This is a genomic window from Mixta hanseatica, assembly GCF_023517775.1.
GTDB classification, from domain to species: domain Bacteria; phylum Pseudomonadota; class Gammaproteobacteria; order Enterobacterales; family Enterobacteriaceae; genus Mixta; species Mixta hanseatica.
In genome coordinates this window covers 1,061,232-1,085,580 of the sequence record NZ_CP082904.1, presented here as the reverse complement: position 1 = coordinate 1,085,580, position 24,349 = coordinate 1,061,232, and the positions used below count along the sequence as shown (strand labels likewise).

The window sequence follows — 24,349 nt, the reverse complement described above, 5'->3', positions numbered from 1 at the left end:
TGTGGGTTTTTATGCCATTTGCTTTAAAATCAAAGGTAAAAAATATTTCACAGTGGATTTGTACGGCATGAATTGTAACCAATTTTGTGCAAAGCGATGAGTGGCTGGATTGTATACAACGCTATGCTTTAACATTTCTGGCTTTTTATGTTGCATTAATGTTATTAAAAGAAAATCCTGTAAGCAGCACGCCAAAAAAATAATGATATTTCACACTGGCTTATCATAAATGTTAAGGAAAAATATCGATTCAGCGGATTTATTCACTTACTATGCCCGCCTTAAGCATCCTCAAACGAAAAAAGGAAACGCTATTTAACCATTAATACTCATCAAACCCGTTAACCCGTAAGTGGCGATACAGGTTATCGACAGCAGGAGCAAACTCCTGAGTTTTACCCAGAAATGTTCGCGGGCGGACATTTCGTAAGGTGAAGTCCGCTTCCCTTATGCCGAGAATGAAAATTTTCATGCCATATGAGTATGGCGCCCTGATATGAGATTGTTATGACTCGCATTTATCCACACATCATCGTTGCCAAGTTTGGCGGAACCAGTGTTGCTAACTTTGACGCGATGAGCCGTAGCGCCACCCTCGTCCTTGCTGATAAAAACGTTCGTTTGGTTGTCTTGTCTGCTTCCGCAGGCGTCACTAATTTGTTAGTCGAACTCGCTTCCGGTCTGGAAAGCCGCATACGGCTGGACAAAATTGACACCCTACGCGCCCTGCAATACAACATTATTTCACGTCTGAAACAGCCGGAAGCCGTTAGTCAGGCGATCGACCATCTGCTCGACAATATTGGCCGCCTGGCTGAAAAGGCTGTCGATTCCCGTTCAGACTCGCTGTGCGATGAGTTAGTTAGTCATGGGGAGCTGATGTCTTCCCTGCTGTTTGTGGAAGTTTTGCGCGAACAGGGTATGGAGACGCAATGGTTTGATGCCCGTAAAGTCATTCGTACCGATGATACGTTTGGCTGCGCAGTACCGGCGATAAGCGCCATCGCGGAGCTGTCAGAAAAACATTTACGCCCGCGAATTGAACAGGCGTTGGTAGTAACCCAGGGCTTTATCGGCAGCGATACGGCTGAGCAAACCACCACGCTCGGTCGCGGCGGCAGTGATTACACCGCTTCCCTGCTGGCAGAGGCGCTACAGGCTTCACGCGTGGATATCTGGACCGATGTCGCCGGGATCTATACCACCGATCCGCGGATCGTCGCCGAGGCGAGACGGATTGATACCCTCTCGTTCTCCGAAGCCAGCGAAATGGCGACTTTTGGCGCCAAAGTGCTGCATCCGGCCACGCTGCTGCCTGCAATGCGCAAAAACATTCCGGTTTTTGTCGGCGCCAGCAACAATCCATCCGCGGGCGGTACGCTGGTTTGCCGCGACGTGCCGGAGGCGTCGCGTTATCGCGCCCTGGCCGTGCGCCGCCAGCAGACACTGTTAAAATTATCCAGCATTAACGCGCAGCCGACGCCCCGCTTTTTAGCGGAAATATTTGGCATTCTGTCGCGTCACGAAATGGCGACCGATCTGGTGACCATCTCAGAAACGAGTATCGCGCTGATCCTCAATGCCACCAGTTCAACGTCAGGCGAGGCCGATACGCTGAATACCGCGCTGCTTAGCGAGTTGTCGTCGCACTGCCGTGTTGAAATCGAGACCGGGCTGGCGCTTGTTTCGCTGATTGGCAATGCGCTCTCTCATTCCCCGGCAGTGTGCAAAGAAGTTTTTGCTGAACTGGAACAGCATCCGGTGCGTATGATTTGCCACGGCGCCTCCAGCCATACGCTGTGTTTCCTGCTGCCGGCAGAATTCGCAGAGAGCGCGGTCAAAGCGTTACACCGCAAGCTGTTAGCATAACGTTGCTCGACATGCGCAATAGTTAGCGTGGGCAAGATAGTGGGCGCATGGGGTAAAACGGACCACCATGCGCCGCTATATCGCGCGGTGTTGTGCCAGGGGAGATATTCAGTGGGCTGAGCGGAGGGAACTCATGCTGCAGCCCCTCATTAGATGCATTGTATGTACATATGCTAAGGTTATGCAGACGCATTTGCTTAATATATGTAGATGTCCAGCATCTGAATATATTTTACTATCCATGATTCTCACTTTTCCGTGCAGATCTAAAGAAGGGTACAGGCGGTCGCTGGCGCACCCTGGTGAATATTTTGAGGATTGCGGCTAATAATGCTAATAATGCTAATAATGCTAATAATGCTAATAATGCTAATAATGCTAATAATGCTAATAATGCTGGAAAGTAGAACAAAGGCGTGATATTCATATTCAAAATTAGAAACAACCGCATTAAGTATGATGCCGTGCATAATATATATACTATAAGATGCCAAGCCTGCCGCCCTAAGGCTTTCTACGTGAAGTAAGCCAAAGACACTACTGATTTACCTGCCTCCCAGGTAATAACCATTCAGAATAAATTACCTCCCACTTCAACACATCGCGTAAAAACGTCAATTTTTCACATAACGATATGTATATAAAGAAAATAAAATTAAAACCTTTAAATGTGCTACAGCGGGAAGATGTCTAGAACACCTGGAATGCCGGGACAAAAGTAGGCTATGGATTTCGCCAGGGCAGTCAGATTAGGTGGACTGTCAGCCACGTTCGGATAGTGTTAAAGGGGGTAAAATACAATGAAAAACCGTATTTTATTTTAACATCGTATCCATTTCTGAATTAATGACATGCAAACATTATGGAATAAACTAAAAATAAAAGCTTTTAAACGGAAAAACGCATCTCTTATCACCCTGACGCAAACATATTTTGGTCAGGATCGTGATATTTTCGGTGAAACTATTGAAGAGGTCGTTCAAAGCTATTGTGATAACGGCGAGAATGCAACGCGGTGGTTAAAAAACGAAATTACTGAGATGTTGAAAACAGAAGATGACAACGAGCTGATAGCGCACATGAAGCTACTGGCGGAAAATCAGTTTTCCCCAGAGCCCTGGGGTGAAACGTGGCGCAGTTTCCTGCAGCGGGTACTGCGCACGTTGCCTTAAATCATTTGCACCCGTATACAAACCGCCTCGATACAATGTTAACAGGCAGCCGATCGCGCGACAGGTGAGTAACGCTACGCCAGAAATCTAAGACGCTAAAGCAGGCAGGGCGATTGGGGTCGCCCTTAATGACACGGCCTGCAAGATACTTCGCGATCAGGTTGGGAAACACAACCGCTGGGTATTCGTTCATACGGAATCTTCGGTGCGGCCGGATGGAACCAGAACACAATCTGTCAGGAAGATGCGTGTTGATGCTAACACGGCATGGAGGGCAGCGTTAAGGCGAGCAGGGATTGAAAACTTCCGGTTCCATGACCTTCGCAATACATGGGCGAGCTGGCTTGTGCAGTCGGGGGTTCCGCTTTCAGCACTTCAGGAGATGGGCGGTTGGGAAAGCATCGAAATGGTACAGCGTTATGCTCACCTGGCACCCAGCCACCTAACCCAGCACGCGATGCAAATCGACTCGTTTTTGGGGAGTAATGACACAAAAATGACACAAGGTGGATTTGCTGATCTGGTGAATATAGCGTAAGGCGTTGATTGAAATGGTGCCGATAATAGGAGTCGAACCTACGACCTTCGCATTACGAATTATAAGAATGACCTTTTAACACAGTAACTTACCGCATTCTGCCGCGCTCACACGTCCCACGATGCGAAAACATGCAAAGCTCTGGCAAAGGTCACTAAGCCCTGCATGTCCCAAATTTGTCTCAGGTGAGCATGCTGACTTTCTTATGCTGAAATTGGTATTAGTTGCCCATCCAGGCTAGCCTGCCCTCTCACCGACCCTGTAGCCTGCTCAGAATAGCGCGGCGTATCTCTGCCACGTTGCCGGGGCTTTTTTACCACTACGCCCTTTTCTTCTTTCTCTCGTCAACTTCGAGCCATACCCATAAGCCTACGCCAATCACGCTGACCAAAATCGTGTTGTCATCGTTAGCGATGCTGCCTGTCGCCATAGCTAACAGCACTACTGCCGACACTAACCCCGCAAAACGAATAATAATTTTGAGAAATGTGTTCACTGTTCGTCCATCAGATTTCGAAAACTTCGCTGCAGTATGATTTTTCAGGCCAGCAGATACAAGAAGACAACGCTTACAGCATAACCTTTTCCAGTATCACTAACCTTTGCCTTACCAACCCTCAACATGCATGGCTCAGTTCGACTTGCCTTCAATCGCCGCCGGCTTTTTCAAAACACACAGTTGACTTGTCTTTATCTTACTTAATGTTAAGATTCAGTCACCAATACGACAGGATTTTGATATATACAATGGATTTCTCTTATCTAATATCTCCGATGATTCTTTTTTCAATATTCATATATTGCAGCCTCTTGCATAAAGCAAACATTCTGCCTCACTTATCAAAAATTAATCATCGGTACGATTACATTGATGGATTAAGAGGGTTGGCTGCTATTCTAGTAGTTTGTAGCCACTCTTGGAGATTCCGAGATATTGGGTTTATAAATAATGAAGTAACCAAAGCTGATTATTTTTATATAGGTAACTTTGGGGCTTTAGGTGTCCAGTTATTTTTTTGCATTACTGGCTTTTTGTTTTTCAAGAAAATATTGAAAGATGGCTTAACAATTGACTGGCAAGCCTTCTACTTATCAAGAATAAAAAGGCTCGCACCGCTTTATTTTGCTTTCTGCATTTGCGTGTTTGTTATAGGTATGAGCGTAGCTGGGGTTAGTTCTGTTAACTCTCAGGCCATCACCTCAGCTGCAAAGCTCCTGACATTTGGTTTTATGGGTACAACATTCAGCATAGGTAATTATAATTCAGGCTATATAACACCAATCCTATGGACCCTGTCTTACGAGTGGAAATTCTATATAGCAATCCCTATGATTGCCGCATTTATATCAACCAAGAAATCCTCTTTAATCTTTATAATTTTAAGCGCAGCCATCTATATTTCACTTAGCGCCTCCGACAACTTTAATATATGGGTATTCTTCCTTTCTGGCGGCTTGGCTGCATTCCTAGAAAGATATAATTCAGAAAAAATTTCATTTTGGATGAAGCCTGTTTTTTATTTGCTGTCTGCTTTTATTATTTTGAGTTCATTCTCGCATGAGATAGACAAGTACGGGGTCTTTAGAGCATTAACAACAACCCTGCTTTTCATTAGCATTATCTTAGCCAAGCCGCAGATTTTGAAGCTTAAAGGTTTGGTTTATGCGGGTGAGATAAGCTATGGCATTTATCTATTCCACTTGATGATTATATACTTATTCAACAGCATTGCCTCTTGTTTCCTTAAGGGTATTCCTTTGCCGGGCTATGGTGTATTAAGTTTAGTGGCAGGCTACTGTCTCTTGGTTTCATTACTGACGTCTTTCACATTCAGATTTATAGAGTACCCATTTATGAGAAAGCCCTAGCGGGCTCTCTCTGGTTTACTCACGATGGCAATGTCGGCCAATCAATTTCCGGCGCACTAGAAGTATCAACGCGATTAAGAAGTACTCGATATTTCTTCCATACCGCAAGGCTTTCTTTCTCACTATCTGTAGCCATGTCTAAGTCAACGGCGTCTTGTAGCGGCGCAATAATCGCCGACGCATCGCTTATCAGAATGCTTTTTTTGTTGGCTGCTGCCGTTACGTTCTCTTCAGATGTCAGAGGCGGAACATCAACCCATCCCGGCTCACCCTCAATGCTACCCCTCACCTTTCCTTCGGGCGGGGCAGCGATATATGTCTGAAATATATCGTCACTAACCTCAATTGCATCTTCAGGCCAAGAATTGGTAGCATCATAAGCACTTTTTAATTCACTGTCGTAAAAAGCGTTTTTGTCTGGTGAAAAGAAATATGACATATTGACCTCAGTATCCTATTGCAATAAATCTAGCAGCCTCAGATGCAGCGGCTGCGTTGCTTAGCTTTGCAGCGCACGTAGCAGTGAAACCAGAAGTAGTTAAAGTAGTATTTAATCCCCAGCAATTGACTCCAGAATGAGGAGTTGTGCCGGTTACTGTTGTTTGTTCTGTCAAGGACACATTCAAACAAGCGGTAGGGAATGTTATTGGAAATGTTGCTGTAGCGATACCGGTTGATGCGTTACTAGCGCCCGTTAGCCCCCACTGTATAATTAGCCCGCCTGGTAATTTTTGGTAGCCGGTTTCGCTCAGAAGTGATGAGAAAGAAGACATGTCAGGAATTTGGTTAGCGCCTGACCCAACGCCTCGCTTAGATGCGTCTCCCAAACCGAGGTATGAGAGAACGCCATCTTTAGTATCTTGACCGAGAATACTTCTGCCGATCACGGTTAAATCCGTCACGTCTGCCTTATCATTACCTGTGAAATAAGGGAGCTTGTTGGCCGCTGTTGCCAGCCCAGATAATGCGGTTATTGTTGCATCTTTTTCGGCAAACAACATGCCAAGTGCAATTAACATCTGACCATGATCCTGTTTATCCAGTTCTAACCCGGCCCCCTCAACAACACGCGCAATTTCTTCCTGCAGCGCATCAAAGAAATCCTGATCAAGCGCCGTAGGGAGTTGGCCGGTTTGCGGATTACCGCCGGTAAAGCCATTTTTACCCGGGCCGAATTTATCCGGCTGGGCGGTGGGTGTATCAATGCGATGCATAATTACTCCAGATAAAGAAAAGTGACATAGGTATGTGAGGGGGCAAGCTTCATCATGACGCACTCAAGAACCGTATCTCCCCAGGAACGCAGAGAAGAAGTACAGTAGTCCGTACAGACCATACTACTGACCTGAGCTGAGGCCGGGATATTGACCTGCCAGAAGTAACGCCATTCGTCGCTGAATCCGGAATCCGTACAGCGCGACGTGCAGCGGTACTGGCTTTTTCCGTAGCGGGTGATTGTTGCGTCCGGATATCCCAGCGCCGCCAGCTGGGCGTAATAAAATGTCTCGTTAATGCCACCGGCCAGGTTGATTTTTGCATCGAGCCGCTGACGCCGTTCCGCCAGGGTCTGGGTTCCGGCTGGTACGCAGCTGTCAGGCAGTCCGGTCAGGGCTTCATAACGATCAATTAACTCCGTTACGGTTCTGGCATCTGCCTCATTCATCAGAACATCAGCGCGCGCATGCACCCGCTGAAGAGACTGAGCCAGCCCCTTCAGCAGTGGATCGTCTTTATCCCAGGCGGGCCCGCGGGGAAGCAGAGCAGCCAGCATCTGCTGATATTGTGCTGTCAGGTCCATGCAATATCTCCCACCACCCCTATCTCAGCCTTTTCAATTTTCACCTCAGTGGTGGGGCTGAGCAGTTCATGGCTGTATTCGCCTGTTGCAATACTGATTGCCTCACTGATACGTGAAGGTTTCAGCGTGCCTTCCGGCACTCCGTCGCGCAGCATCATTGCCCTGAGTTCAGCAACCACGGCATAACGGATTTCCTCAGTATCGGGGGTCAGTCGAATACGGAAATCAACGACATGAGGAACAGGTGCAAAGACATAAATATCCGCTCCGGCAACCGGCGCCAGAGGCTCGACATGAGCCTGCACTGCGGCCACTGTCGCATCATCAGGAATGGGGTTAATCAGATCGCTGTTTGCCACCATGACGCCGACTGTTCCGGCGCCCATCCAGTGCCGGTATGTCCAGGCGCGGGTGACGCCGGGTACCTCTTTGGCCCAGACTTCATAATCGCCATCTGCCCCGCCCTGCGGTGTCCAGTACCAGCGTTCAATAATACGGGCTCGCCAGGCTTCCAAATCTTCAGTCTCTGCGCCCCCCTCGATAGTGTCAGCCAGCCCCGCCGAGGTCAGGCCGGTGATCGGGCTGGCCAGACGCATAGTCAGGCCATCATCAGTATTCCCGGCGCTTCCGGCAACGTCACAGACAACCGGTACGCGCAGCACGCCCCCCGCAGAGGTTGCTGCTGCGGTTGTGGTGAAGGAAACCAGATCGTCACGCTGAACGGTCACACCCGCCGGAACGACAATCCCCGGGATTGTTACCTCCCAGCGCACGTAACCCGCTGCATAAGTTGCTTCCTTGCGCGGGCAACGCTTCATATTGGCATGCCGGGCCAGCCAGTTCTCATCAGCCAGATCAGGCAGCAGATTACGGGCCAGATAATCGATGTAGCCATAAACGGTATGCACGGCAGCGGCCTGCACCCGGGCGTAAACTTCAGCATCATTACGCCGCAGCGCTGCCAGAGCGGTATCGGCGCCAAAGCGGGTAATCAAATCTGTGCGGATAGTGGTAATCAACTGAGGGAGTGTCGGGCGGGTAAATCCACTGTCAGCCATTAAGTTCACTCCATAAATCGTCAAATGAGTATGCCGTCCGGTTGCCATCTTTCTGACTGATCACCACCGAAGCGCTTAGTGTGTTAATGCCTGTTCGTTCTGACTTCACGTCTACGCGCACCGCCACGCCATCATCCACCAGCCACTGCAATGCCTGGCTGATGTACTCACGGGCTTTAAGCGGCGTTTTGTTGGTAAGTTTCTGGCGACTGAGAAGATAAAGACGGGAACCGATACGGTCATTTTGTACGGTCGGGAAGCTGTCACCCCACCAGCCATTTTCCTGCTCTGGCGTGTCGTCCGGCTCAGCCCGGCGCCATGAAAACAGAGAAATAATCACGGCGCGGGTCAGCGGATCGATTGGCCACGTCACATCACGCTGCACACCGTTAATCACAATGATCATAATCCCCCCATTTTCTGCGTCGGCGCATCGCCGTTCTCTTTATGGGTGTGACCGTTGTATGCCACTCGCATTGCTGACATCGTTAGCCCGCCGGAGTCGCACTTATCTTTGATTTCCCCGGTCGCCTCAATATCCATTTCAAACCGGGCCTTTGGTGCATTCGTGAAGGTGATAGGTTTACCGGCCCCGTTCACCACAATGCCGCTGCGGGTCAGGGTTACTGACTGTCCGAGATCGTCATAAACAGCCACTTCACCGGAGACGAGCTCTTTAATCCGGTAGCGCCGGTCAGAAACCACGAGTACCACGCCGTGAGAGCGATCACCATCAAAGTAAGCGGCCACCGCCTCAGCGCCGGCAATGGGAGCAGCGGTAAAACCGTAAGGCTCCATGTGTTCAATGTCGCTTTTTCCTTCGCCACCGGCCATTTCTATCTGCAGCATCTGGCATCGGGTAGCAGTATTGAGTCCGCGCACCACGGCACGTGCCAGCAGGTTTGATATGCTGCGGTTCAGGTTATGAATAGGTCCAGGCATCAGAATTCCTCCTCCTGTTTTTCCTTCTTCCGTTTGCCGGGCTTCGCCGGCTCAGGCAGATAGGCATCTGGCGGACCGACACGGATTTCAGTGACAGTACCGTTTTCATTCTGCTGATAGGTGACCTCGGCAATGACCATCTGCCGGTTGTTAAAACCAAGGATGGGATCAAAGACAATAACCTGCAGATTCGGGCGCCATAAAGAGCCATCACCCTGACGCCATCCCTGAACGGTGTATGTCGCCTCATCGGTTCGGGCGGCGCGCTGGCGCATTTCAAACTCTCCACGCTCACTGCAGGTTGCCGTGGTGGCGTTGCCGGTCTGATGGATAATCATTGGCCGGTACCGCGCCACGCCGCCATCTATGGTTTTCGCCCGTATCGCCGTGGTGGTTGCCTCGCCGAAATCATCATCATTGCCGGTGCGCTGCCCTGAAACCTGATAATCACTGAAGCGGTCACGAATGCTTTTCTCGGTATCACAGGAAAGAACGTTTTCACCCAGCACCAGCGCGGTGTGAGCCTGCCGGCTGCCGATGCCGCCGATAACCAGATCGCCCTGCTCGTTGTCATACGCCAGCGCCTGCTGAAGCCCGAGCATCTTATTCAGCACATCCATGACCGTTTCGCCCTGGTCTGCCTGAATGCCCTGCAGCGCTCCCGACGCGCCGCCTGCATCAACCACCTTGATACTGAATGGCTTTGCCAGCTCTGTGGCAACCTGTGAAAGTGTTCGCCCGGCATACTGAGATGGCTTTGCAGCACAGTCGATAAGGTCGGCCGTTTTGCTGCGCCCGGAAATGCCAACGCTGATGCTTCGCGCGTCGTAACGAACCGGCGTAGCTTCAATGTATCCCGTCAGTACCTTATCGGTGCCAATAAGCACCTCAACCAGATCACCGTTTTTGATACGGTTACTTCGCGCAGCCTGGTCATTATCGCCCGGCCAGCTTCGGGTAATTTCAACGGTGAAGTCGCGGGCAATGCGTTCAATGCCAGCCGCAATGCGAACCGATGTCCAGCCGCCCCACTCCTGACCATTGACCCGGAGAATTACAATGTTGTTCATCGTGCCGGCACCTTCAGAGTTTTGACCGGAACAAATCCGGGATGTCGGATGCCGTTACGGGCCGTTATCTCAGATGCCCGTGAGGCAGAGTCATACCAGTCAGCCGCCAGAACGAGAGCTGGCGTTACCTGCGCCGGCGTCTTTTCAGTGAGCCGCTCAATCTGTTCAAGCCGTGCTGAGATGTCCTGGTTCACATCTGTGCGTACCTTTACCAGCGCCTGATAAAGATTGTCGTCCGTAACACGCTCCATCTCCGTGTCGATGGCTTCGTTCAGAACATCTCGCACTTCTGCCAGTTCGTCCCATGACACAACTCTGCCGGTTTCGATAGAGCTGGTAACGCCTGCAGACGCGCTGGTACTGTCCGCGCCGGTATCAGGCTGAATATCACTGACCGCCGGGTGCGTTACCCTGACAGGCTGCTGCGGGTCCTGCTGTCGTGTGACGCTTTGCGCAACCGGCTGTGGAAGTCTCGTGACTGTGTAGGCTGCTTCACTAATAGCGGTGGTTCTCACGGCCTGCGCAACGTAATTACGCTGGGTCGTCTGCGACTGTGTCGTTTTGCTGTCGGTCTTCCATACCCCACGAGGTGCCAGACCGCGATCTACCGTAACGCCCGTAAAACCCTTAATCATCGCCATGAGGTCTGATGCATTCCCTGACAGGCGTGAACCTGCACGCCACATGGTCTGAAGCCGGTTTACGAAGTTCATTCCGCTTGATGGCGGGCTGAGTAATACAGAGATGTCACCCTGCATCAGCCGGGAGGCGGCGCTGATGCCAGAATCAACATACTGGAATGCACTGGTCACGGTATTGAACATGCCTGTTGCCTCATCAAGTACGCCGTCCTGCAGGAAATCAGGCAGGCCGTCCATGCCAAAGGCACCGAATGCCGATGAAATGACGTCGTCCAGGAATGAAACTGAAGAGGTAAGTTTTTGGCCGGTTGCCAGCCCGGCTGTGGGAAAAGATAATTCGCCGGCTTCGATGAAGCTGAAGCTGACGCGGCACATGCGTCCTTCACTGACTGAATGGCTGACACGCACAGCATCGTCAACCGTTACCGTCATTTCTCCGTAATACGGATGAACCAGCGTACATGATCCCGGCTTTTCGATGGCTTCAATCAGCCTGTTGCGCTGCTCAAAGAAATCATCCCCGATCAGATAGGCCTGGACACTGAAGCGGCGAGTGGCGCGCCCTAAGTCTTCCGCCCATGGCTTATCGCGGTTTGGGTACTCATGAACCTGCACCCGGCGGCCAAAGGTGGCCTCATCTTCTTCTACCTTGAACGGGACGCCCCGCAGCGAGGCATCCTGCAGATTGTCTTTCCAGCTCATGGGTTTTCTCCCGGCATAAAAAAACCCGCCGAGGCGGGTTAAAATGGGGTTCGGTTATTTCAAGAAATGCGATGAATCAAATTTATTTTTTTGACTCTTAATAAAATCAGAAACTGCAGGCTTTATTGTTTCCAGCATATTTGAGTTGGCTGGCAAAGGAACATTTTTTTTCGTCAAGTTTAAAGTGAACGAAGGTTGATATTCTGAGCGATACTTAACTGATGCCGTCAGTACTAACGTAGCGGGAACCTTTATTGACAAGTGTTCCGGTGCCATCTTTTTCGCTTCATCCTTCTGGTTGAAGTTAATCTCTTCGGAAAACTCCTTAATTTTTTCCTGTAAGCGATTCTCAGCTTCTGCCGGACCAATGTTTTCGAATAATACCTGATCTTGATGAGCGTCATTGAAAATTAATTTGGCTGAAACCAAATCATCTTCACTGAAGATATTGCCAAGCTTCACGCTACCGTCCACTACTTGTAATACGTTCTCATCTTTTACCGTTATCCCTCCTGCAACAATTACAGCAGAAAGTATTAACGCCCCTCCAAGAATGACGCTAGCTAAGAGGTTAGGTTTCATGGTATTTCCTTATGAATTTGAGTTAATGTCCATATCATACTCGGCACTACAATGAATAACTTTAGTTTTTATTACTAAAGCGACTATAGCCAACATCATAACTCAGCCAGGGAGTAGCGCTCCCAGCCGGAGCAGCAACGCGCATTCCCGGCGGAGCATTATCAAAACTTACTTTCAACTCTCCTGACTGTTGTCTGGATGCAGATATCGGCTTTTCAAGCCCAACCTGAGGCGTATATCTTCCATCTGGAATTGGGTTATCCATTCCCAGAATCTCACGTAACCTTGGAATAAATCCGTTATAACCCCGCTCCCTCTCCTGAGATTGCATTCGGTTAACCAGAAACTCGCCTTTGCTCACACCTTCGGATGACGCCTGCTTTTCCAGGTCCTGCAATTGCTTCAGAAGTGAAATTGCTATACCAATCGTGATGGTCATGGCGCCAAGGCGGCCTATTTTACCTAACAGAGCTGACAACGAGCCGGCAAGAGTAACTGCTTGCTGAAGGGACCCTATCGTTTTGATAGCGAATGACCCAGCCATTACTATGCCAACACCTTCAATTACTGTTTGCCAGCCGCCCATCGCCTGAGCAACTCTATCTACTTCTACCCATACCTGTTTTATAACTGGCCCAACCTGATCCCAGTTATTAATAATAAGCATTGCACCAGCAGCTAGCGCTGTAATAGCAAGCTTGGCTGGTGAAAGGTTGATTACGGCATTTAGAATACGGAAAGCGCGTGAGATTCCAGCAACTGCAATACCAATGCCGACCAAAGAGGCTGCAAATTTAACCGCCGACCTGACGAGATCAGGATTTTGTTTTATGAACTCTTCTGCCTGCTTGATGTAGGGAATTAAAGCCATTACAGCTTTGTCTACCTCAGGCAGCAGAACATTACCTATAGTGATCGCAACGGCGTTGAACCCGTTTTTCATCAGAACAAGGTGATTTTCAGTAGTCTTCGCGCGGGAGTCATACTCTTTTTGCATCGAACCAGCATACTGTTGCGCATCAGCAACCTTGCGAAAGTTTGCTCGCAGAAGATCTGTATTGTTCAACAATGGCGCAATGGCCTTTATTGATTCGCGCCCAAATAGCCACTCCAGCCCTTTAGCCTGCTTAGGCTGAGGTAACTTTCTCAAGCCATCCAGCACCTTTAGTATGGTTCCTTGGGAGTCCTTCACCATGCCTTCGGCTGTTTCTTTTGAAGTCATGCCAATAGCTTTAAGGACTGCTTTAGCATTTGTGCTTGAGGCATTTGAAAGGGCCAGCATGAGATTCTGAATGCCTGTACCCGCAACGTCTGCCTCAACGCCCATCCCTGATATGGTCGCACCGATCGCTGCCAAATCTCCTGTTGAAACATGCGCAACAGCAGCCAGTGACCCTACCTTTGTTACGATATCTGAGATTTTTGCCGCGCTGGCCGGCCCCGTATTTCCGAGGTAGTTAACTTTATCGGCAAGGCTCACCACATCGGTTTGAGTAAGTTTAAAAGCAGTGCGCCATTGAGCCATCATCTGACCAGACTCTTCCGCCGTCTGGTCAAACGCGATGCCCATTTTAGCTGCATCTTCTGCAAAGCGAATCAGTTCACCACGTGCAATTCCCGCCTGTCCTGCTGCTGCCACAATCTGTCCGATGCCATCAGCAGTTATAGGCAACTTGGTGGAGAGATTGATAACATCATCGCTCATCTTGCGAAAAGCATCAGCATTATCAAGACCATCGACCACCTTGCGGATGTCAGCCATCGTTGACTCAAACTTAATGGCCTGATTCACCGGTACGGCTAACGCACTCAGAATGGATGCGCCAGCAGCCGTAGCACCAACAGCCAGTGAAGAGAACTCCTTCTGGAAACCCTTCAACTGCCGCTGCATGCCTTTCATAGGCCCGGTAAGCTGATCAACGGCCGTAATAATGGCCTTTAACTGAAAGCTGTCAGCCATTCTTCGTTTCCTCGCTTATTCTCACTGCTTCCTCTTCAAGCTCCAGAAAATCAGAAAGAGCTGACCGCTTTAGTTCGAGAGGGTTTATCCGCCAGAAGTGGGCTACGTTGTAGAGTCGCCGGCGGAGATTGCGGCCGCTCCCGAGCCGGTAAAAAAACCCAGGATGGTCATTGACGCTTTGAAGATGTCAATCTTTGCCATCTGACTGGCTGACGAACGCGGAATGCCTGCCAGTACAGGAATATAACGAAGCGACACCGAGCTATCGATTTTGATATTGCCTTCGTTGCCAATAGTGAACGGAAAGCCAATCTGCTCGATTTCATCAAATGATGGTTCACGCAGCTCCAGCACATGAACAGTCTCGCCATGCGCCTGGATGGGTTTTGAAAGTTGCAGTTCACTCACTGGTAGAATCCTTCTGAGCCGTGGAATTCAACATCAACCGTGCCCTCTTCGGCGTTGTGGTTGGCCTCACCGAAAAGCCACGCTTCTGACAATACGTAAACCTGACCGTTAGCCAGTTCAGAGGTGATAGTCATGTTGTCAGAGTTAGTGATTTTATCGACCGGGAAATCTTTCGGCACTTTCAGGGTGCCTTTGGTGTAGGGCGCCCGGTGAGTTTCTTTGCGATCCACCGAGCCATCCAGACCAATAACGTCATCATTAACCCGCGTGTTCATCGGCACCTCAATGCCACCGGTCAGCGAAAGCTGCAGACCGTCAATTTTGAAATAACAGGTACCCGCAATCTTAGCCATTATTCGCTCTCCTCGGCGTACTGCAGACGGAACTGGTTAAGCAGCGCAAAGACGCGCAGCTGGTTGACGTAGTCAGGCGGGAAGAGCACATCCACGCGGTTTGGGTCGGAAGCATTACGCTCCACAACCAGGTACTTTTTGAACAGGTCAAAGTTCTCTACGATACCCGCCCGCTCCATGGTGCGGTAACTCGCACACATCTCACCTTTCAGCACGGCCGGCGTCACGATGGCCTGACCGGAACCAAAACGGGTGCCGTCATTTGCCAGCTTGTGACGCGGATATTTACTGGTGATGATGCTTTTCAGCTGACGGATAACATATGCACTGGTATGCAGAGTCTCGCTGTCCAGGTAGCTGTTATCGGCCACGCCGTAGGCATTCTGTTTATAAGTGGTGATATCGCGCTGAATGCGCAGCGTACCGCCTTCGGCATAGGCCGTGGCAATGCCATGCATCAGCAGTGACTGCTGCTCGGTCAGCGTAAAGCGGCTGCCTGCCGGTGCGGGTAATGCGCCGGTCAGTTCACCGGTCTGCGTCGGGCGCGCCGGGTCGTTGCGGATAAACACCGCATTACGGGCCGTGCGCAGCGCTACAAGCTCATCCGCTGATGTCTGAACGCCAGTTTCATAGCCGGCTACGGTGATGTGCTGGTTATTCATCGTGTCGCCGAATGACACCAGATCGGACAGCGTGCCGATCTTCGCGGTGTAAACGTGGCCGTAAAGCTGACGTGCGTAACTCCAGCGCCCCGAAGAATCGTTCATCTCCAGCGCAAGGGTAGCCAGTGACGCTGAGTCGCTGAAAGGCGAGCCAATAAAGTCGAACGGCTCATCACCCATCGCGGCAACGGTGTCTGACAGGTCAGGCGCACCGGTCCCGCCCGACATAGCTGTGATTGCCACGCTCACGCCATCCGGCATGGTCTCTCCGCCCACGGTGCCGTAATAATTCATCATCAGCGGGATATCATTGCCGGTAAGCCCTTTGTGTCGTGCGGTCAGGGTCACGGCGCCGGCGGCGGCAGTTGCCGTTACCGGCAGATCTGCATTCGCATTAATGGCAGCGGCTAAGGTTGAGGCCACAGCCTCCGGTGCGTCTCCGGTTACCACAGCAGCCTGGACGCGTGTTGAGCTGACATACAGGCTCAGCGTGCCGGATGCCTGCGCAGTGCCGGTGATGGTCACGGTGGCAGTTGCGGCTTCGCCTTCCGGCTCGTCAACAGCAATCACCCACAGCTCGCCAAACGGGTCGATGGCGCGATACTTCGCAACCATGCGGGCAAGCTGGCTGCCCCGGCCCGTAACTTTGCCTGCCAGCGAGGCTGACGGCATGATAGTGAGCTGGTTTGTAGGAATTGAGCTGCCGGTGTTAGCCAGGCCAATCAGGAGCGCCGGACCGCTGTCCTGAGTGGTATTTGCTTCGCTGTTGTCCATTTCGGCCCAGAAAAGCGGCACCCGCAAGTTAGAAGGAATAGTCGGAAAAGAGACTGACATTATTCACCGCCTTGTTTCTTGGTGTCCGTACCGGCTTTTTTCTCCGCCGGGAGAACTTTTTCAATATCCCCGGCCGCAAGGCGGCGGAGCCAGTAGGTGCTTTCTTCGACGTTCCGGCCTTCTGAAGGCAGCAGACCGCCCCGGACAGGGTCAGGAACTGACCGCCCGCGTTTGGGTTTGATTAGCATGATTTACTCGCTGAGTTTTATTTCGGTGTGGTGTTCAGGATTGCCGTCAGGCCCGTTACCCGGATCGATGTAGTCAATATCGATGGCTACGGTTTTGAGTTCGTCCAGCGTTTCCAGATCGTCCTGCTGCCGGGTGTCTTCTTCAGAGATTTCACGCGTCAACATGAACTCAAACTGGTAATAAAGTCTCCCCCTGTCCATATCCAGCAACTGGCCACCTGAATATGCTACCGGCCCGGCATCTTGGTCCGGCTCCCATCCCAGCAACGCCTTCCAGATTTCAGCCCGCACGTCATGCACTGCGTCATAACCAGCTGCCTGCCCGCGTTCGTCGCGTGTATTGTCCAGCACGACGATAACGGCAAAACCTTCCGTGACGTTCTGCCAGTAATCGGTCAGTGACTTCTGCTCAGCGGTAACATCTTCGGTAGGCACCACATAAGCGGCTGGCAGGCGCATCTTTCCCGTTTCCGGGATGGACTTAAATTCCGCCGCGCCGGCAACGTTACCGGCAAAGGTCGGGCAACGCATGCGCAACGCAGCAATTACAAGCGAAAGCTTCATTTCTTTTTCCTTTCCGGTCGCAGTGAGGTGCGCAGTGCACGGCTCAGAACATAACGTGTCCAGGCTTTACGCGACTCCAGCACCTCAGTCATGTAGTTTTTACGTGGCGCAACCTTCCATCCGCTGCCGCCTGATTTGCCTTTGTGGTGGCTCTTTTTACGCCTGGCGCCCCGCCTGACACCGTAAAACAGAAAGGCGGGATAAAAGTCGCCTTCAATAAGGCGGTTGCCCTCGCCCCGCTTCTGGTTAGGCGCAATTCGCACCATCAGGCCCGGCCTGTTTTTGGAGGCGCGGGGAACGTAATAGCCAATTGAGCGCGCCAGCCTGCCGGTACGGTAGCTGGGGTACTCACCGGGCGCAGACCGTCCCCGGCGCATCACCAGTCGTCGCGCATCACGCATATGCACCTGACCGATTTTGATAAATGCCTTTCGCATCTTGCTGCGGTTAAAGACGAGGTCTTTAGGCTGATCAAAATCCACATGCAGAAGCGGCTTAGCCATACATATCTCCGTCGCGATCTAAAGCACCCAGCGCCTCACATTCCAGCAACAGATAGCGGCCGGCTGAGTTAAGGTCGCGCAGGCGTTTTACGCGGTAGACGTTACTGCCATAAACCACTTCGAAATCGGAAGTGATGCCCCTGCGGTAGCGGATGGTCATGTAGTGGGTGATCTTATCGTCTGCCTGGACAGATTCGTGATAAGTCGTGGCGCCCACCTGCCGTACCTTCGCCCAGACCATTTTTTCGTTCTGATACGAAGGTTCGACACCGTAATCAGCGGCGGCCAGGTCAATGCGCTGACGCAACAGAATGCGCTTATTCAGCTCACCCGGATCGGGCAGCGTATACGTCGCGCTGGTACGTGTAGAATTGAGTTGCATAATCAGAATCCCGAAACAGGCAGGCGCCGCGGCTGAAGCAAAAAGTAAAATGCCATCGGCGTTTCTGACTTTTCAATTTCCGTCACGGAGCTGCGGTTTTCGTACCAGTGGCTAATCAGCATCAACAGGCCCAGCCGGATATCCTCCGTGATCACCATGCCATCAGTATCGAGCGCAGGCATCTCATCCAGGGTCTTATAGAGGTTCCGGTTCAGGTAGGTCGTTGCTTTCGCCTCAGCAGCCAACGCAAGAAGCTCAAGAAATCTGTCTTCTTCTGTGAAGTCACTCTCCAGCCGGCACTGCATTTTAATTTCTTCCAGCGTCAGCAACATGGCATCACCTTATTTGCTTTTGGCTTTGGATTTCGGCTTATCGCCTTCCGGTTGCGGCTCCGCAGGATCACCCTCACTTACCTGCGAGGCATAGCCTTTATTGATGAGCTCGCGCCCGTGCTGTTCGAGGGTTTCGAACTCAACTCCCTCAGTACGCACTGAGCCGTCAACATAGATGGGCTTAATTGCAATCAGCTTCATTGTCGTCTCCTCAAAGAAAAAGCGGCCCGAAGGCCGCCCTCAGGGGGTTACGCGCCGGCAGGGGCCGGGACAGTGAAGCTGCCGTAAATAAACGCTTCCGGGCGTTTAACGGCCAGCGCCAGGCGCTCTTCGCAGCGAATTGAGATCATGTTTTTCTCAAAGTCGTCGGCGTTCTCGGTGGAGATAACCACGTTGGCATCTTCACGGTCGAAAAGCTGCGCGGCGGCGTTAAACGCACCGGTCAGGAATTTGCCCTGGAAAGCAGCGGTTTCGGTAGCCACCACCGGCAGTCCCCACAGCGTCGGGCCGGTCAGCGCTGACGGATTCGCCAGGATATAACGGCCCAGCGTATCCTTGGTCAGCTCAATCTTCGCCCAGTCGATGAAGTGCAGAACGTGACCTGATGCCGGAAATCGCGCCAGTTGCGCCTGCAGCATGGCCAGGCGCAAATCGTCGATACCGTTCTGTTGCTCAACGGTGAACGCGGCGTCGAAGGCGGATGCCTGCGGCACGATGCCTTTCAGGTGCGCGCCGGTGCCGTCACCGAACAGAATTTCCTGCTCTTCGACATATTTCAGGCCATATCGCATTTCAGCATCCACGGTGGATTGCAGCTGTGCGAAGTCGTCCAGAATCTGTTTAGACGCCTTGAACATGTGGGCGATGGTGGTTACCGGCGTGATCTGCGTGGCGAAGTCAATATCGCTGTACGGCTTGGTGGTACCTTCCGGCACTACTGCGGCCTTATTGGTGAAGCCGGTCTGCTGCACCCAGAAGATAGCTGGCGCACTGGTGCGGCCCGGCGCAATCAGATCACGGATGAACAGGCGCTGTTTTGGCGCGGTATCGATGCCCGGCAGACGCTGAGGCTCAACCACACCATCAGCGACACCCGTTGAGAGCAGCGCGGCATTCACCGGCACGCTCACACGCTTACCGCCTTCAACGCTCGCCGCAAAGGCTTTAAGCGCTTCGCTGCTGATAACGGTTTGCCCGACGGTTTCGACAGTCTTTTTGGCGTTAGCCAGCGGCATCTGAGCAACATGCTGCTCAAGCTCACCGAGCGAGGCTTTCAGCGTTTTGTTCGCTTCGTTCAGCGCATTGAACTCAGTTGCGATCTTATCCACCGCTTCTTTGGTCTGTGCAGACAGTTGCCCGGAGCTTTTGGCTTCTTTCAGCGCATCTTCGGCCTTCTGGCTGAAGGTGCCGGACACTTCTTCCAGCTTTGCGGAGACTTTTTTCAGTAAATCGTTAACTTCAGACATGTTTTTTCCTTATTTGCCGAACGCCGCCAGGGCGTTTTCAAGTTGTGCAATATTTTCAGGGTTGATTTCTTCGGTAGCGCCCGGCATACCTTCAGGATTGGCAGCAGCGCCTGGCTTACTGCCGGTTAATGCTTTAAGAAGTTTTCTGCACTCGGAGCGCGGGGTATCTGTTTTCGCCAGCAACGCATCAAGCTTGCGCAGCGCAGCGGAAGGACTTTCGTCGTCATCTGCAATTTCATCGGCTGACAGCAGGCGATCTGCGAAGCCCTTCTCAACCGCATCGCTGCCGCCGATATAGGTTTCTGCATTCATCATCGCCTCGATGACTTCTGTACTAAGCCCTGTGCGCGCGCCGTAGATGTCGTTCATGGCTTTATCAAATGGCTCCATATCTGCAGCCACCTGTGCCAGATCGTGACGGTTACCCATCGTGTAAACCCAGCAATTGTGGATCATCAGGAAGGCACCACGCCCGATCTGAACCTCATCGCCGGCCATCGCGATAATCGACGCTGCAGAGGCAGCAAGACCCAGCACCTTCACTGTTACCTTGCCTTCGTACTCACGCAGCAGGTTATAAATCGCCAGGCCTTCAAACATGTCGCCACCTGGCGAATTGATATTTACAGTGACGTCAGCGCCTCCGATCGAGCGGAGCGCGGCTGCGATACGGCTCGCGGTAACGCCGTCTCCGTACCAGTCAGCACCAATAACATCGAATACTGAAATACTGTTCTCATCGCTCTGTGCGGCTTTAATACCGCCGTTCCAGCGCTCCATTGCAGAGGACGGCAGATCGCGATTTTCGCGCGCAAAAGGCCGCCCCTCCGGCGCTGCCGGAAGACTTTTTACTGTCATTGGGGTTGCTCCTAAGCCGCCTGTTTAAGCGGTGATTGTTCGAAAGGAATGTCAGGGAAAACGGCATTGTGAACTTCGCGCAGCAGCTTAGCCCTTTCGGCTGTGCTGTTTTTGCGTAAGTCCTCAAGCGGTGTCAGATTCAGCTGAACGGTATAAATATCACCGCCCTCAATCGGCGGCAGATTCTCCAGGCGACGCACATCATTACGCGACATCCAGCCGTTCTGCAATGCAGTTGTGTAGTAGGCTGCACGTCCTGCGCTGTCAGCACGAAGCAGGCCCTCAACGGAGAACTCAGCGAATAAATCCTCATCGCCGTTAAGAAGACAGCGTGCAATTTCCTGCTCAATATTTACCAGCATCGGCCGCAGCGTGTTAGTCAGAAACAGCAGGTTCATGCCCTCTACGCTTGATGCCCAGCTGCTTTGCTTATCAACATGGCCTACCATAAACGGCGGCACGCGGAACCAGCGGCATATTTCTTCAATACTGAATGCGCGCGACTCCAGCATCTGCGCCGCTTCCGGGTTCATAGTGATATTCTGATAACTTAAATCCGCCTCCAGCACCATCACTTTACCGGCATTTTTCGAACCGGCGAACGCGCTCAGGTTGCGGCGCAGTCGCTCACGCTGCTCTTTGGTTAGAGTATTTTTCGAGGCGAAATAACCGGAACTTTGCAGACCATTTTCGAAGATTTTCGCGGCAGATTCTTCCACCGCCATCGCGGAACCGAAAACATCCCGGCCAACCTGCATCGGCATCATTCCGCATACGCCATCGAGACCAAAGCCACGGATGTGCATTATATTCTTAACCGGAATGACCCGCTTCTGACCTTTTTCGGTATAGGTATACTCCAGCTCGCCGCTGTCCAGGCGCTTCACAACCATGCACTGCGGAAGCAGGGGTACCAGCGACACCAGCTTGTTACCAATCATCTTCTTTTCAACGAAAGCGTTACCGCGCAGACAAATACTGGCCACCACCATCAACATAAAGCGGGATGGCGTCATTTCTGTGTTTGGGCGGCGACACAAGAGCTGATAAGCCGGATGGCTCTGTGCGAGTTTGCGTGAACCATCCGGCGCGCGCTGGTAAACCTTAAGCGGCAGCGTGGATACGGACTCGCTCAACAGCCGCACACACGCCCATACAGCAGAAAGCGCGATCGCCTTATCGGCGGTCACTACCTTTCCGCTACTGCTTGTGCCGAACCATTCCTGAAAAAATTCACCGTTGGTCAGGCTTATCGGGACGCCCAGCCAGTTAAGCAGAGCACTCTTCACCCGGCCAGGCTGTTTATTTGTCTCCATCAGATACCTACCATGATCGGGTCATCAAAAAAGTCGTCGGGATCGCCGGTTTCAACCAGCACGGCATCTTCTGCCGCCCCGATCGCCATAGCAGCCGCCACCACGCCATCGATGCGGCCGGTGCTTTTCTTTTTGGCAAAAATACGGTTGTCCTTCTGGTCAGCTTCAAGCACTGCTGAGGCTGCGTTCCAGCGCAGGCAGGGATTGGTGCGGATAACCAGCTCCTGATTATTCAGGTGCTCTTCAAACAGCTCGATGGAGCGCGGCATCCACAGGCCGGATTCCTGAGCCTTATAGAAGCCCTGTCCGTGTGGTATCAGATCAACACTCACAGACTCGTTTTCGAGTTCTGGTTCCAGATACTTGATGCGGTACTGGTCAAACGCGATACATTTTATGTTGTATTTCGCCGCCAGTTCGCCAATGCGGGAAGCCACAAAGCCATAATTAACCGCTTTGCCTGGCGGTGCGTGAATATAGCCATTGCGCAACCAGGCGTCATAAGGAACGTGGTCGGTTTTGGCTCGCTCAAGCAGTGAGTCTTTCGGGGTCCAGAATTCGACCAGAAGCTTTTTGGTTTTCGGAAAGTAAAGCGCCAGCGCGGTAAGGTCACGCGATCCGGACAGGTCAAGCCCGCCGTAGCACTCTTCGCCCGCCAGTTCATCCGGGTCAAACTCCTTCTCGCAGCCCATCCATGTGTTACTGTCCACCCAGGGATCGGCTGATTCCACCCACTGACAGAAATTCAGGCGCCGGACAATGCTCTCTTTCGATGGCATACCACGCGCCTGTGTTACCTGTTCACGCAGGTACTTATCAGTGAACGTATGACCCAGAGAAGGGTTGGCCTTGCCCCAGCAGGATTCATCCTTAAACGGGTCATCGCCCTCATCCAGGGAACATATGAAGCTGAAAAAACTGTCATCGTCCAGGTCGCCGGCAGCAACCTTGCGTCCGTATTCGTGATACTCGTAGCAGACGCTGGTTTTATCGTGCCCGCTGTTGGTGATGAGGAACATCAGCGCCTGGCGGCGGCCTTTGGTGCCGGCACGCATCATTTCCACTACGGCGTTGGTTTTATGCTCGTGTACCTCATCAATCAGGGCGCCGTGCGGTCGCGGACCGGACTGTCCATCATCGGAGCTGATCGGCTTAAAGAAAGAGCCGGTCTGCAGGAAAGCGAGGTTCCAGACGTTCAGGCCGGTACCGGATTTCGTGATGCGCTGCGCCAGCGCGGGCGACTGGTCAACCATCGTTACCGCATCGCGGAACAGGATCATTGCCTGGTCTTTTTTTGTAGCTGCAGCGTAAACCTCAGCGCGTGGCTCCTTGTCCGCCATCAGCAGGTAAAGGCCAACGCCACCGGCCAACGGTGATTTACCTGAGCCTTTGCCTGACTCGATATAACTCATGCGAAAGCGGCGTGTACCGTCAGCAGATTTCCAGCCAAACAGGGAACCGACGATAAAGCACTGCCATGGCAGCAGAATGAAGGGTTTACCCTCATGCTCGCCGCCGTTAAGTTTCAGCACCTGAGCAAAGAAGTCGATAACGCGGGTTACAGCGGCCACATCCCAGAACAGGCCTCGTGCAGGGCCATGCTCCAGATCACGCAGATGGCGTACACAGGCTGCGCGAATGTCCGGACCAGCCAGAGTCTTTCCGCTGGTGACGTCCATTGCATACTGTGTTGCAGGATCAACCGAAGAACTGGTTGAGCGGGTCTTCTTCTTTTTCTCCACCATTCACATTCACCTTTGACCGGGCAGCCGGTGTCAGGCCGAACTCCACCAGGTAACTTTTGAAACGACGATCGGCATCCGCCAGCATGGCAACCGATGGGTTTGCTTTCGTGAGCGTGTCACCCTGAGCAGTCTGTGTTTTGTACGTGCGCCCTTCCGCTTCAACGTCTTCACGTAGCTGCAGGATTTCGGCATACACGTCACATAACCTTTCGAGCGCAAACGCATCGGCAACGGTCAGGACGCCCATGCCATCAAGCAGAACGCTCAGGCGCCCCCAGGCAGTCTTTCCTTCGTCGGTTAAATGCGATGGCGGGCTGGGTATCTCACGGGTTGGTTTTGGCTCCTTTTTATTCAGAGCACGTTTGCCCGGATTGCCGGTTACAACTTTCAGATGGGTAGGTTTTGGACGTCTTCCGGCCATTATTTAACCTCCCGGAAAAAACTTTTCAATTCGCGGTTGTGCATAAAAAGGGGGGCGGGCGGTCAGGAAGGCGGTTGCCCCTGAAGTCTTTACCCTCCCCTCCCCGTGGATTCCAT

General features: G+C 52.0%; 28 protein-coding genes and 1 pseudogene. 5 read left to right on the top strand and 24 right to left on the bottom strand.

The annotated features are described in order from the left end of the window. Positions 1–507: 507 nt before the first annotated feature. The 5 genes and pseudogenes from lysC to K6958_RS05190 all read left to right on the top strand — a co-directional run bounded on the left by lysC (position 508) and on the right by K6958_RS05190 (position 5,448). On the top strand, positions 508–1,869 hold the full coding sequence (gene lysC / locus K6958_RS05205; RefSeq protein ID WP_249893662.1) for a lysine-sensitive aspartokinase 3: 1,362 nt from the start codon (positions 508–510) through the stop codon (positions 1,867–1,869). 748 nt (positions 1,870–2,617) lie between these two features. Continuing rightward, entirely contained in the window at positions 2,618–2,716 is a 99-nt protein-coding gene (locus K6958_RS21230; RefSeq protein WP_350355812.1) for a hypothetical protein, read from the top strand. 4 nt (positions 2,717–2,720) lie between these two features. After that, complete coding sequence (locus K6958_RS05200; protein WP_249893661.1) at positions 2,721–3,041, top strand: contact-dependent growth inhibition system immunity protein; 321 nt, start codon at positions 2,721–2,723, stop codon at positions 3,039–3,041. A 91-nt stretch (positions 3,042–3,132) separates the two neighbouring features. Next, positions 3,133–3,579: pseudogene (locus K6958_RS05195) on the top strand (site-specific integrase); the annotation flags it as partial. 885 nt (positions 3,580–4,464) lie between these two features. Beyond that, the gene (locus K6958_RS05190; RefSeq protein WP_249893660.1) at positions 4,465–5,448 is read left to right on the top strand and encodes an acyltransferase family protein; all 984 of its coding nucleotides are present in this window, start codon (positions 4,465–4,467) and stop codon (positions 5,446–5,448) included. A 19-nt stretch (positions 5,449–5,467) separates the two neighbouring features. On the opposite strand, the gene K6958_RS05185 is transcribed toward K6958_RS05190, so the two are convergent. The 24 genes from K6958_RS05185 to K6958_RS05070 all read right to left on the bottom strand — a co-directional run bounded on the left by K6958_RS05185 (position 5,468) and on the right by K6958_RS05070 (position 24,233). Continuing rightward, positions 5,468–5,887, bottom strand: a complete 420-nt coding sequence (locus K6958_RS05185) for a tail fiber assembly protein (protein ID WP_249893659.1) — start codon at positions 5,885–5,887, stop codon at positions 5,468–5,470. A gap of 7 nt (positions 5,888–5,894) precedes the next feature. Further along, on the bottom strand, positions 5,895–6,662 hold the full coding sequence (locus tag K6958_RS05180) for a gp53-like domain-containing protein (RefSeq protein WP_249893658.1): 768 nt from the start codon (positions 6,660–6,662) through the stop codon (positions 5,895–5,897). A gap of 2 nt (positions 6,663–6,664) precedes the next feature. Beyond that, positions 6,665–7,246: a YmfQ family protein gene (locus tag K6958_RS05175; RefSeq protein ID WP_249893657.1), complete on the bottom strand. Its 582-nt coding sequence runs from the start codon at positions 7,244–7,246 to the stop codon at positions 6,665–6,667. After that, complete coding sequence (locus K6958_RS05170; protein WP_249893656.1) at positions 7,237–8,304, bottom strand: baseplate J/gp47 family protein; 1,068 nt, start codon at positions 8,302–8,304, stop codon at positions 7,237–7,239. The genes K6958_RS05175 and K6958_RS05170 overlap by 10 nt, the downstream gene beginning before the upstream one ends. Next, entirely contained in the window at positions 8,297–8,710 is a 414-nt protein-coding gene (locus K6958_RS05165) for a phage GP46 family protein (RefSeq protein WP_249893655.1), read from the bottom strand. Before K6958_RS05165 ends, K6958_RS05170 begins: the two co-directional genes overlap by 8 nt. Next, a complete protein-coding gene (locus K6958_RS05160; protein ID WP_249893654.1) occupies positions 8,707–9,246 on the bottom strand; it encodes a phage baseplate assembly protein V in 540 nt (179 codons plus the stop codon). The genes K6958_RS05165 and K6958_RS05160 overlap by 4 nt, the downstream gene beginning before the upstream one ends. Next, positions 9,246–10,316: a phage baseplate assembly protein gene (locus tag K6958_RS05155; protein WP_249893653.1), complete on the bottom strand. Its 1,071-nt coding sequence runs from the start codon at positions 10,314–10,316 to the stop codon at positions 9,246–9,248. The genes K6958_RS05160 and K6958_RS05155 overlap by 1 nt, the downstream gene beginning before the upstream one ends. Further along, positions 10,313–11,659 (bottom strand): DNA circularization protein, encoded by a 1,347-nt coding sequence (locus tag K6958_RS05150; RefSeq protein WP_249893652.1) that lies wholly within the window; start codon positions 11,657–11,659, stop codon positions 10,313–10,315. Before K6958_RS05150 ends, K6958_RS05155 begins: the two co-directional genes overlap by 4 nt. 54 nt (positions 11,660–11,713) lie before the next feature. Further along, the gene (locus K6958_RS05145; RefSeq protein ID WP_249893651.1) at positions 11,714–12,241 is read right to left on the bottom strand and encodes a hypothetical protein; all 528 of its coding nucleotides are present in this window, start codon (positions 12,239–12,241) and stop codon (positions 11,714–11,716) included. A 61-nt stretch (positions 12,242–12,302) separates the two neighbouring features. After that, the gene (locus K6958_RS05140) at positions 12,303–14,201 is read right to left on the bottom strand and encodes a phage tail tape measure protein (RefSeq protein ID WP_249893650.1); all 1,899 of its coding nucleotides are present in this window, start codon (positions 14,199–14,201) and stop codon (positions 12,303–12,305) included. Positions 14,202–14,303: 102 nt separating this feature from the next. Beyond that, positions 14,304–14,609 carry a phage tail assembly protein gene (locus K6958_RS05135; protein ID WP_249893649.1) on the bottom strand — a complete coding sequence of 102 codons (306 nt, stop codon included), beginning with the start codon at positions 14,607–14,609 and terminating at the stop codon, positions 14,304–14,306. Next, entirely contained in the window at positions 14,606–14,962 is a 357-nt protein-coding gene (locus tag K6958_RS05130) for a phage tail tube protein (RefSeq protein ID WP_033755991.1), read from the bottom strand. The genes K6958_RS05135 and K6958_RS05130 overlap by 4 nt, the downstream gene beginning before the upstream one ends. After that, the gene (locus K6958_RS05125; protein WP_249893648.1) at positions 14,962–16,458 is read right to left on the bottom strand and encodes a phage tail sheath subtilisin-like domain-containing protein; all 1,497 of its coding nucleotides are present in this window, start codon (positions 16,456–16,458) and stop codon (positions 14,962–14,964) included. Before K6958_RS05125 ends, K6958_RS05130 begins: the two co-directional genes overlap by 1 nt. Beyond that, entirely contained in the window at positions 16,458–16,646 is a 189-nt protein-coding gene (locus K6958_RS05120; protein ID WP_249893647.1) for a DUF2635 domain-containing protein, read from the bottom strand. Before K6958_RS05120 ends, K6958_RS05125 begins: the two co-directional genes overlap by 1 nt. Positions 16,647–16,649: 3 nt before the next feature. Then, on the bottom strand, positions 16,650–17,210 hold the full coding sequence (locus tag K6958_RS05115) for a phage tail terminator protein (protein WP_249893646.1): 561 nt from the start codon (positions 17,208–17,210) through the stop codon (positions 16,650–16,652). Then, positions 17,207–17,713, bottom strand: coding sequence for a hypothetical protein (locus tag K6958_RS05110; protein WP_249893645.1), 507 nt, complete (start codon positions 17,711–17,713; stop codon positions 17,207–17,209). Before K6958_RS05110 ends, K6958_RS05115 begins: the two co-directional genes overlap by 4 nt. Beyond that, entirely contained in the window at positions 17,706–18,095 is a 390-nt protein-coding gene (locus K6958_RS05105; RefSeq protein ID WP_249893644.1) for a phage head closure protein, read from the bottom strand. Before K6958_RS05105 ends, K6958_RS05110 begins: the two co-directional genes overlap by 8 nt. A gap of 2 nt (positions 18,096–18,097) precedes the next feature. Further along, positions 18,098–18,427 carry a head-tail connector protein gene (locus tag K6958_RS05100; protein WP_249893643.1) on the bottom strand — a complete coding sequence of 110 codons (330 nt, stop codon included), beginning with the start codon at positions 18,425–18,427 and terminating at the stop codon, positions 18,098–18,100. A 9-nt stretch (positions 18,428–18,436) separates the two neighbouring features. After that, the gene (locus K6958_RS05095; RefSeq protein WP_249893642.1) at positions 18,437–18,628 is read right to left on the bottom strand and encodes a hypothetical protein; all 192 of its coding nucleotides are present in this window, start codon (positions 18,626–18,628) and stop codon (positions 18,437–18,439) included. A gap of 47 nt (positions 18,629–18,675) precedes the next feature. Then, positions 18,676–19,893: a phage major capsid protein gene (locus K6958_RS05090; RefSeq protein ID WP_249893641.1), complete on the bottom strand. Its 1,218-nt coding sequence runs from the start codon at positions 19,891–19,893 to the stop codon at positions 18,676–18,678. 9 nt (positions 19,894–19,902) lie between these two features. Continuing rightward, entirely contained in the window at positions 19,903–20,751 is an 849-nt protein-coding gene (locus K6958_RS05085; RefSeq protein WP_249893640.1) for a head maturation protease, ClpP-related, read from the bottom strand. Between the two features lie 11 nt (positions 20,752–20,762). Continuing rightward, positions 20,763–22,067 (bottom strand): phage portal protein, encoded by a 1,305-nt coding sequence (locus K6958_RS05080; RefSeq protein WP_249893639.1) that lies wholly within the window; start codon positions 22,065–22,067, stop codon positions 20,763–20,765. Continuing rightward, on the bottom strand, positions 22,067–23,812 hold the full coding sequence (locus K6958_RS05075) for a terminase large subunit (protein ID WP_249893638.1): 1,746 nt from the start codon (positions 23,810–23,812) through the stop codon (positions 22,067–22,069). Before K6958_RS05075 ends, K6958_RS05080 begins: the two co-directional genes overlap by 1 nt. Next, complete coding sequence (locus K6958_RS05070) at positions 23,766–24,233, bottom strand: phage terminase small subunit P27 family (RefSeq protein ID WP_249893637.1); 468 nt, start codon at positions 24,231–24,233, stop codon at positions 23,766–23,768. The genes K6958_RS05075 and K6958_RS05070 overlap by 47 nt, the downstream gene beginning before the upstream one ends. Positions 24,234–24,349: the final 116 nt, after the last annotated feature.